This window comes from Dehalobacter sp., assembly GCF_030063005.1.
Lineage (GTDB): Bacteria > Bacillota > Desulfitobacteriia > Desulfitobacteriales > Syntrophobotulaceae > Dehalobacter > Dehalobacter restrictus.
Genome location: NZ_JAPDHR010000017.1, coordinates 1 through 10,565, shown reverse-complemented (window position 1 = coordinate 10,565; position 10,565 = coordinate 1). Strand labels below are relative to the sequence as shown.

At 47.6% G+C, this 10,565-nt stretch carries 4 protein-coding genes; 2 read left to right on the top strand and 2 right to left on the bottom strand.

Features of this window, described 5'->3' with window-relative positions:
* Positions 1–390: 390 nt before the first annotated feature.
* Together OKX56_RS06680 and OKX56_RS06675 are read right to left on the bottom strand one after the other, a co-directional pair.
* A complete protein-coding gene (locus tag OKX56_RS06680) occupies positions 391–3,603 on the bottom strand; it encodes a cell wall-binding repeat-containing protein (protein WP_287895959.1) in 3,213 nt (1,070 codons plus the stop codon).
* A 533-nt stretch (positions 3,604–4,136) separates the two neighbouring features.
* On the bottom strand, positions 4,137–6,896 hold the full coding sequence (locus OKX56_RS06675; RefSeq protein ID WP_287895957.1) for a S8 family serine peptidase: 2,760 nt from the start codon (positions 6,894–6,896) through the stop codon (positions 4,137–4,139).
* 156 nt (positions 6,897–7,052) lie between these two features.
* Between OKX56_RS06675 and OKX56_RS06670 the strand changes: the two genes are divergently transcribed.
* A complete protein-coding gene (locus tag OKX56_RS06670) occupies positions 7,053–9,125 on the top strand; it encodes a cell wall-binding repeat-containing protein (protein WP_287895956.1) in 2,073 nt (690 codons plus the stop codon).
* Positions 9,126–9,327: 202 nt separating this feature from the next.
* Positions 9,328–10,308: a glycosyl hydrolase family 18 protein gene (locus tag OKX56_RS06665; RefSeq protein WP_287895955.1), complete on the top strand. Its 981-nt coding sequence runs from the start codon at positions 9,328–9,330 to the stop codon at positions 10,306–10,308.
* Positions 10,309–10,565: the final 257 nt, after the last annotated feature.

Below are 10,565 nucleotides of genomic sequence, written 5' to 3'. Positions count from 1 at the left end.
TATTCATACAACCACTCCGCTTTGGTTGAAAAAGTGTGCAAACTTTTTCAACTTTTTCAACCATATTTATTGTGATTGTACTATCTTCAAGGCTACAATTCTATGTGATGGTGTCTTTGACGCTTACTTTTAACTGGGGTTATTTCATCCATTGTGATCCCTCCACTATCGTATTTCAGAGTACTTGAAAAACTTGAAAAACTTTGACTTGAAAAACTCTGAAAACTTTGAAGTCTATTATCACATGGATCACCTTTTTACATAAGGCACTCTGTTGTTAAGCGCTTACCACACAACAGAGAGCCGGCTACCATTGAGGTAACCGGCTCTGCATTCAGTCATCCATTTTCAAGATATGCTCTCTCGAAGATTAAGCACTATCTTAAATAATTACTGGGCAACAACTTTGAATACTATGGTTTTTGCTCCATAAACCATAGTTACATCGAAGGTGTCTCCAGCAGCTGGAGGAGTAACAAAGGTAGGAGTAACAGTTCCATTTGTACCACCTGTTAGAACGGTACCACCAGTTATATTTGTGATTGTCATGGTGCAAACGTTAGCGCCAACACCGCCTGCATCTTTTGCGCCGTATTGGTCAACAGTCTGAACCAAAGCCTTCAGTTTTGCTACAGTTACGTCAGCTGCAGCGCCTTTAACGCCATTTCCGTTAACTGTCAAGCCACCAGCAGAGGCTGTTTCTAATTCAACTGCAGTAAGCGGAGCTGAAGAAACAATAATATCTTTTGCTAGCTGTACAGTAGAGAGATGAGCATCAACGATAAAGCTTAAAGTAACGGTAACATCTTTTTTGTCAGCTCCGACAGTAGCATTAGCATCAACTACGTTGGCTGCTAAGGTAACTGTAGGATTATTGCTTGATACGGTATAGAGAGTATTCGGGATCTCAACTTTTGTGCCATTGGAGAGTATACCATAGAGCGTTAACGTCTTTGTATAACCTGCTGCAACGTCATCATAAATTTTGCCCGGATCTTTAACTTCATAGCTTACAACTTGAGTTTTGTCTTTAACGCCCATTGCATAGTCATAACCAGAACCAGCGACTACGCCATAAGTGCCTGTGCCAGCAGCGCCAACATACAGTTTTGCAGAGATTGTAGCCGATCCCTTAGTAGCAGCTGCTGTAAGGTTTACAGCGGCGTCTGTAGTTGTGAAACCACCGCCGGTCACAGTTGCAGTTAAGTTGTCAGTTACAACGATGCTTGCATTATCAGATTCAAATGCAATGATATACTTTCCTGCATTTGCAACTGTCGCATCTGCATCTGTGCCGAGGAAGGCATCAATCTGGGATTTTTTAAGTGTTCTGCCATATTGGTCTTCAATGATCAAATCAGCAGTAGAAATAGCGATCGTTCCGTTAATATAAAGGTTAGGAACTACTTTAGATTTAGCAGTGAAACCAACAAAGGAAGTCGGGACAGCTTTGTCCTTAACATCCAGTTGAAGAATTGTCACTTTATTGGTTTCGCTCATCACTGTAACAGTAGCTTTACCTTTTACAACTCCAATGTTTGCGGTAGGAATTACCAGCTCAACTTTGTTTGTCGTCGGGTTAAGCTTGAATGCACCAACTACTGCAGCAGATGCACCGGCAGTATCGGTTACATTGACAGTCGTAGCTGCAAATTCAGCGACCTTGTTGATTGCATCACCGTTTTTGTCAGTTGCAGCAACCTGGATAACAGCATCTTCGCCTACTGCTAATACGTCAGGAGCAGTCAGGCCGATGGCATCAGTTTGTACACCGTCTTTAACAACGATATCAAAGGTAGCCATCTTCGCTGTAGTCTTAGAAATTAAGGTAACCTTAGTAGTACCAGCCTTCAGAGCGCCCGCGAGAGCAATCGTTACTGTGTCAACATTGTTTATTTTTGTTGTAGCAAATGTTGCAACATTTGTTGTAGGATTGTATCCAGCTAGGCTTGCAATAGTGGTATCACTCACGGTTACTAAGAGATCAGCAGCCAGAGCAGCAGCACCCATCTTATTACCATACTGATCTTTTGCTTGAATGACTAATTTATAGTCACCAACTGTTGAATCAGCATTTAAGGTCTTGCCGTCTGCGTTGTAAAGGGATTCAATTGTGAAATCATTGGCACCTGCTTTATCAGATACTGTAAGCGTTTTAGCCACAGATACAGCAGAAGCAGTGTCGATTAAGGTTAAAGTGACGCTATCACCAACTTTGACTGCAGCAAACGTAAATGTGGCAATACCAGTCGAAGCTGTGAGTACAACACCACCAGAGGCTGATGTAGCACTGGTTAGGCTAGCAGTTTTAGTAATTTCTTCATTATACTGATTGTAAACATGATAATATGCAGTCGCGGTTGTAGCATTGACATAAATTGCATTAGCTGCAATATCAATCTTAGCTACAGCTTCGTCAGCTGCGGTAACAGTTTTCGCGATAGCTTCTGCAGTAAGTCCAGTTACGGATACTGTATAATCACCTTTGGTGATTTTCCCAGAAAGTTCAATTACTGCAGAAGTTTTATCTGTTGAGAAAGTAGTGGAAGCAATATTGACAGTTACTCCACCTTTTTTAACAGCAACAACAGCTTTTGCTGTGTCAACTGCCTGGGTGAAGTTCACAGTCAATTTCTTTGCACCTGTGACTGTCAATGAGCTAATAGCCATCGTGTTAAGGCCAAAAGCAACTTTTCCTTTGACAGCATCAGAAACAGCATTGATTCCGCCTACAGCAATTACTTTGCTGGTTGATAAGAGTTTAGCATTCACAGTTGCAGCTGCAGCAACATCACTGCTACTAGCCAGAGCTACGAATGCACTGTGTTTAGCTGCTAAAGGAGCAACTGCCAGTGCGTCTACACAGGATACACCGTTAGCAACATATACTCTGTCATAAGTGAAAGTAAGTGTAGAAGCCACAGCGGAGTTGGTAGCAAAACGGTCAGTACCGGAAATACGGGTTACACCGGTAATGTCATCAACTTTGGCAGTACCACCAACAATATACTTGGTAGCACCAACGAGGCTGGAACCAGCAGCGCTTCCATCCTGGCTAGCCAGAACGATAGCGAATTTGTTTTTAGCAGCATAGGATGCAACTGACAGAGCGTCAGGAACAGCATCATAGCCAACTACAAAAGTACCTGCAGGGCTGGTCAACTTAGCATTGATAGCAGCAGCAGTAGCCTGACGGCCATTACCTTTCAGTGCTTCAACAGTTACGCCAGTCATAGCATCTACTTCAGCAGCAACAGCATCGGAAATAGCACCGACAACATAAACCTTAGTTGCACCCAGAGCTGCGATCTTAGCTTTAACAGCAGCATCTAAGGAACCTTTGAAGGTCAAAAGGATCGGGGCATTCTCCTGGCCTGCCAAAGGTGCGGCAGCCAGAGCGTCAACGAGGTTGGCATCGTCGGCAGGAGCAAGAATTACTGTGGAACCCCACGTTCCTGCACTGGCGATATCAAGAGCGGTTTCTACGCGGCCTGCACCGGAAAGTCTGGTGCTGTCAGCTGTAGCAGCAAACAACGCAGCAGGCATCAGGGTCAGAACCATAGCAATGATAGCTAATACGGCTATCTTCTTCGTTCTACTCATTTAGTCAAATCTCCTCTCTTTCTTTAAAAAGGGTTTTTTTGTCTTCGGGAAAGCTTAATTCAATTGTTTAATTTATGTTTTATTTTTGAATTCGGTCTCCCTTTACTCGATGCGGAACCTCTAACTTCACCCCCCTTAACAGTGTCGCAAAGATTATCCTTAGACATTGCGCAATATCTAAAGGCACCACCCAACCCGGGGGCGTCCCCCCTCTGAGCCTCGTTCCTCAGGGGCGGTTATCCCTTTAGACGTTCTATGGGTAAAGAGAAGCTTATGTAATGAGCTTCTCATACCTCCATATATTATTCTTTAAAGAACTCAATATTCCTGCATAAGAACACAACTTTTTTCACAGGAAACATTGGTATTCCTTAAGAAATTGACATAATCACCCAAATTAATCGCGCTATGTTATTCTACAATATTCGCGCAGAAATTTCCAGTGTTTTTTTAGTGACATTCTGTTCACAGTCCCTCTATAAAGACGATTTTTTGGCCATTTAACTGACGCAGGAGCCCAATTGCTTCTTATTTTACAGTAATCCGAGCTGCCGCATCTCCGTCAAGACAGTACTCGGCAATGCTTTTGCCCCGCCGATCGCTATCACCGTTTTACCTTTGTATGATGACAGCAAAACTTTTTGACTGGCAGACAGACCGCTTTGGGAAACGAGCAAAATATTGGATGAGCCTGTCGCTGCCAAAATTCCTCCGGTCAGTGCATCGGGAAAATTCATTCCTGTGGCTATATATAGTACCTGTCCTGCAGTTTTATGTTCTTGGAGAACGCCTGCAGACGTTGCATAACGATCCGCACCGCCGATTCTGACCGGGGAAGGCAGTTCTGACAGTACATTTCCGGAGACTGCTCCGCTCCCGCCGATCACTTCCGTAGCGGTAATGGAACTTTTCTTCAGGGCAAGCAGGGTTTCGCTGTTTAATATTCCGGAAGACGTCAATAAAATTGGTTTGCCTTCTACTGCCGCGAAAGAAGCCGCTGCAATTGCATCCGGAAAGTTGGCCCCGCTGACCACGACTGCCTGCCCTTTTGTGCCAAGCATGTCGGCGACAGCCGCGGCAGTGTCATATCGGTTGTTTCCGGCCAGCCGCTTTACAGCGGCAATATTGGCGAGCTTGGCTTCGACGTTAGCTGAAACAGCCCCTGTGCCGCCGAGAATGATAATTTTATTCGTATTTAAATCCTGCACCGCCTGATAGACTTCCTGCGGCAGCTCGTTAGGGTACGTCAGCAGGATCGGTGCATGGTACTTGTAAGCAAGCGGTGCTCCGGCCAGCGCATCGGGAAAATCATCAGCCCGGGCAATCACGACGGTATCCGCGCCGGTAGGGAACGCCTCCCTCGCAATGGCCAGCGCGGTCGTGATCCTGTCCGATCCGGCGATCCGGTCGTTAGCAGGAGCCGGACTCCAGCCGACCTGGTAAGTCCCAGGCTCATAGATGGAGACTTTGACCGCTGCAACTACTGTCGAAAATCCCCCGCCAGCCCTGATCCATCTCGAGCCGCTCCATCGATATAAATAGGCAAGATAGCCTGATTCTGATCCGTATGCATATGAGGCAGGCAGTTCTGCTTTGACCGTCAGATTAAGGACTTTTTCAGGCAGTACTTCTCCCCAACTGATTGCAAACGCTTCACTGCCGGAAATGATCCCTTCAGGAAAACTGCCCGGAGATTTTGCTTCAGATATGGAAATGTTGATCTTTTTTTCCGTTCCGGTGCTGTCGACCTGCAACGCAAAGGCTCCGGTCGGGACGGCCAGCTCGACAGCCGGTTCCTCTCCGGCACTGCCCGCAGATACGATGCCGCCTTCCCAGCCCAGAGCGGCCGGAGAGGTATAGCGCTGCAGGGCTCCAAATGTCTTCAGTGAACGATAGATATCCAGCCGGCCGTAACCGTAATCATCATCCCGGCCTTTCTGTCCAAGATCATAGGCCGATTCCATCAGGGCCTGCTTAATTTGATCGGCCGTCAATCCTGGATATTTGCTCCAGAGCAGGGCTGCGGCGCCCGTAACAAACGGTGCCGCGATCGAGGTCCCCGTCATATAGGCACAGCCCGTCTCTGTATTTGACCAGTAATCGGTAAGGATCCTTTTGCCCGGAGCGGAAAGCAGCACCTCCGGTCCTGTCAGGGAAAAATCCGTAATCACATCAGAGGAATCCAAAGCCGAGACAGCCAAAACGTTCGGATTCGCCGCAGGATAAGACACCTCGCTGGTTCCCGCAACCGTCTGGTGGCTGTAGACCTGGGAAGTGCTTCCGGAAACATTACCTGAAGCTCCGATCAGCAGGCACCCTTTATCAGCTGCGTACTGCAGCGCGTCGTCAAGAATTTTGGTTTCTTCATCGGAACCGAGGCTCATATTAATGATCTTAGCACCGTTATCGACGGCCCAGATAATACCGTCCGCGATGACGGCATCCTCTCCTTCGCCGTTTCTGTCCATGGCCTTAATTGGCATGATTTTCGCATTATAGGCGACTCCGATAATGCCTTTATTATTATTACGGGCGGCAATCAGTCCGGCCACAGAAGTGCCGTGTCCGTTGTCGTCCTGTACAGCTGAGGTCGCGGTACTTCGCGTAATCGCGTTATACCCTTTCACAAGATTGCTGCCGTTTGCATCCGCCAGATCCGGATGATCGAGGTCTACGCCGGTGTCAATCACGGCAATCACGACCCCTTGGCCGGTTACACCTTCTTGCCAGACCTGGTCGGCCCTTACCCTTTGCAGCCCCCACTGATAACTGTATTCGGGATCACTGACAGCTGTAGTGAAAACTTTCGTATCTACAGCACCTTCCGTCTGATATTTTTTACTCCAGGACGCATTTAGAACTCCCGGGACTTGAAGTGTTTTTTGCAGGATATCCGCTGCTTCATTTGTATCTTTGGTTCCTTCAAACTGCAGTGTGCAATAATCAAGCGGTCCGGTCCTTACCATCTCGCCTCCGACAGCTTCAGCCAGTGTATCGAGATCGGTGTTCTGAGTTGTCTCAACGACCAAACGTACGGATGCCGGATCGTATTCTTCCGTTATAAACAGTTGTTCGCTGTTTTCGCTTAGGGTTTGCTCAGATTGGGCCGGCAGTGTCGAAGAATCAGATATCTCTATAGCAGCTGTGGCCTCCCCCAGGCCGTCTGGTATGCCCTGAAATACCAGAATAAAACAAAGCAAAAATGCTGAAAAACTTTTTACGCTTAGAAGGGAATTTATTCTCAATCGGATCGTTTTTTGTTTTAGCGGATTCCTGGTGCTTATAGGCAGCATTTTTGTGTCCTCACATTTTTTGTGTTTTTGTATGTTTTTCACAAATTCGGCAAGATCTTATATTTTCCTGCATTTTGAACAGGACTTTCGAGTCTGATGGCGAAATAAAGAGATATCCAGTTTTTTGCCAGACAGAATATATGGAGGAGAATCTTTATGTTCAAGTTAAAAATGAATAGTCATCAAAAAAAGCGAGCGACAAGCCTGGTTAGAAAAGGAATAGCAACTCTGACCCTGGCTTCTTTCTTTACGTGCAGCCTGTTTATGGGGACGGGAGAAATGCCTAAATCCGCCTATGCTGCAGACAGCAGTACCACTTCTTTTACTCGTTTTGCCGGAGAGACCAGATATGAGACCGCAGTCGAAATATCTTCAAATAACTGGACCAATGCCAGCAGCGTCGTCCTGACCCGCGGAGATGCATTTCCTGACGCCCTGGCCGGGGCTGTTCTGGCCAACAGTGCTGTGGTAGGCGGCGGACCCCTGCTGCTGACCGAATCCAACCGGCTGCGCCCGGAAGTCCTTCAGGAAATCCAGCGTCTGAATGCTTCCTCGGTCTTTATCCTTGGCGGAACAGGCGCGATATCGGCAAGCGTCGAAAATGCGTTGAAAGCAAATGGCTTAACGACCTACCGGATTCAAGGGAATGATCGTTATGAAACAGCTGCTAATATTTCAACCACTTCTGTGGAAAGCAGCACACGGGCTTTCCTAGCTTCCGGCAAAGTCTTTGCCGATGCGTTGAGCATTTCTTCCTACGCCGCAGCCAATGGAATTCCGCTTCTGCTGACCGATACGCAGAAAGTCCCCACGGCAACCCTGAATGCGCTGCAGAAACTCGGTGTCACGGAGATCACCTTGATCGGCGGTGAAAGCGCAATTAGCGCTTCGGCTGCAAATCAGCTCAAAACAGCCGGGTATACTGTCAGCAGGCTGAGTGATCTGGACCGCTACAAGACCAATGTGGCCATTCTGAAAGGCCTTCCTTTCAATATGGATAAGATGATCATCGCGACAGGCAGCTCCTTCCCGGATGCACTGGCAGGCTCTGTGCTCGCCGCTAGAAACAATAACCCGATTCTACTGGTTCCGAAGGATGAAAATGCCCTGCTGAATACGCCGACTACAGCTTATCTTGGAACAAACAGAGCCAGTGTGAATAATTTCTTTTTCTTGGGCGGTTTTGATGTGATCAGTACAGCAATACAAAATATTGTCCGGATCGGAAGCACCAGTTCCAAAATATCCTTGCAGTTCTGGACGGGCTACGGGGTGAAGTCTGAATATGAACGGTTGCTTACCTACGTGCCCGATAGCTTTGCTGACTATATCGATATCCTTGTTCCGAATTTCGCCGGGGGTTTACAGGATGACGGCAGCTTTGCTTATCGCTTTAGCACTGCCGAAACTCCCACGTATCTCGTATCCCTGGGACACAGTAAGAACGTCCAAGTCCTCCCGCTGGTTATGGTTGACGGGGAGTTAGGGAACAATATGCTGAGCGATCCTGCCAAACGGAATAAATTTGTGACAAGCGCTGTGAAGATGATTCAGGAAACAAATGCAGACGGCATCGACGTTGATTTTGAAATACTAGATGATGATCTGGAAGAAGAAGTTACTGACCTACTGGCCCAGCTTTATTCCACTTTGCATCCGCAGGGCAAGATGGTAATTGCTTCAGTAATGTCCAAAACATCTGATGCGCAAACATGGTACGCTGAATTCAATTATCATGATATGGCACAGTATGCGGATTATCTGCAAATCATGAGCTATGATTATTCTACATCGAATCCGGGGCCGATCGCGCCGGTCGATTGGGTTCGTAAGGTGATGTCTTACGCTGTTACAAAGGTCCCTTCAGAAAAAATTCTAATGGGTATCCCCTATTACGGACGGGACTGGCGGGTTAATAACACCGGTGACGGCTGGGTAATATCTCAAACTTTTGGCTGGACTATAGCGAAGAAAACTGCTGCAGAAGCCGGAGCAACGATAACCCGAGCAAACACGCTGACTGATCCGATAGGCGTCCCGACCTTTACGTATGTCGATGAAAACAATAGAAAACATTCTTGTTATTTTGATGACAGGCTAAGCTGGGGCGTGAAACTGGACTTGGTGAATGAATTCGACCTCGGTGGCATTGCCGGCTGGTCCATGGGGTCGGTCAATGACGTCAGTGCGCCGGAATTATATCCGCTGTTGAAAGAACGTATTCAGTAGTTACATTTGCTCAACAAACGATCCCTCAGTAAAACGAGAACTGGCAAAGAGCTGAAGGCAAATATCGCTTGCAGCTCTTCTAAATTCGTTGAAGTTATAATCACGATCAACGTCTCAGGAATACTATAATCATTGTATATGCATATTTTGTAATAACAATACAACAAAGACTGAGAGCAATTAACTGAAAAGAGGCGTTAACGTGAAAACATCCCTGTATTTTTGGGACGGATACGGCAGCAAGGCTGCCTACGAAAAACAGCTGCCCTGTGTTCCAGCGAGTTCAACGGCCACCCTCTCAATCTTATCGCCGAATTTTGCAGGACCGCTGCAGGCGGATGGCAGCTTTGGCAACGTCTTTACCGATCCTGAAATACCGAAGTACCTGGTCGCTCTCGGACAGCGCAGTGGAGCCAAAGTGGTTCCGATGGTCCTGGGCAGCGGCAAGTCTGCCGGGGATATGCTGCGTGACCCGCTGAAACACAGTATTTTCAAGGAAAGCTGCCTGAAGCTCATCCGGGATACCGGAGCGGACGGGATTCTGGTCGATCTTGAAGCGCTCCCGACCGATACAGGTCCGGGACTTACCGCTTTAATGAAAGACCTCTATGCGCAGTTATCCGCCAAAGGAAAGCTCACGCTCGTCTCTGTGATGTCCCGGACTTCCGAAATAGCAGAGCCCTGGTGCGTTCAGTATAACTACGCCGAGCTATCCGGATATGCCAACTACGTACAGATTATGTCCTATGACCTGCATTACGCCACTTCTGCCCCGGGTCCGATCGCGCCGCCGGACTGGGTGCGCCGGGTCATGGCGTATGCCGTTACACGGATTCCTCCCTCGAAGGCGCTGATGGGCATACCGTTCTACGGCAGAGCCTGGCGGCAGGACGGGACACGCTGGGTATCCAAGGCGTTGGGCCTTACGGCAGCAACCCAGACTGCTGAAAGATACCGCGCAATAACGAATAGAGAGACCTCGCCCTCCAATCCTATTGGGACACCGACGTATTGCTATACGGATGAACACGGTCATCGCTGGACTGTGTACTACGATGACAGCCGGAGCTGGTCCGGCAAACTCAGCCTGCTAAACGAATTTAACCTCGGAGGGATAGGCTGCTGGTCCTTGGCCTGGCTCGACCAGACGAGCGCCGGGCAATTTGCGGCACTACTGGAATAGGAAAGGAACGAAATCAGCAATACCCCCAAAAAAGAAGAGACACCTGAAGTGCCTCACAGGAAAAGTTTCTTTTATCATACATGAAGAGTACGTAAGTCATTATAGAAACGTGCTGAACCATTCCAATATTAGTAAGCGTCAAACAGATTCAGACGTGAGCTACATTAAATCAGGCTCATCCACTCCAAGAAGATCGCAAAGAGCATTGTTAACCATTATCCTAAAATCATCATCAGATATGTTGTTAGCTTGAGCAT

What these genes read in the sequence shown, in the direction of transcription:
- OKX56_RS06680 (WP_287895959.1), bottom strand. Translation starts at nt 3,603, where the DNA reads ATGAGTAGAACGAAGAAGATAGCCGTATTAGCTATCATTGCTATGGTT.
- OKX56_RS06675 (WP_287895957.1), bottom strand. Translation starts at nt 6,896, where the DNA reads ATGCTGCCTATAAGCACCAGGAATCCGCTAAAACAAAAAACGATCCGA.
- OKX56_RS06670 (WP_287895956.1), top strand. Translation starts at nt 7,053, where the DNA reads ATGTTCAAGTTAAAAATGAATAGTCATCAAAAAAAGCGAGCGACAAGC.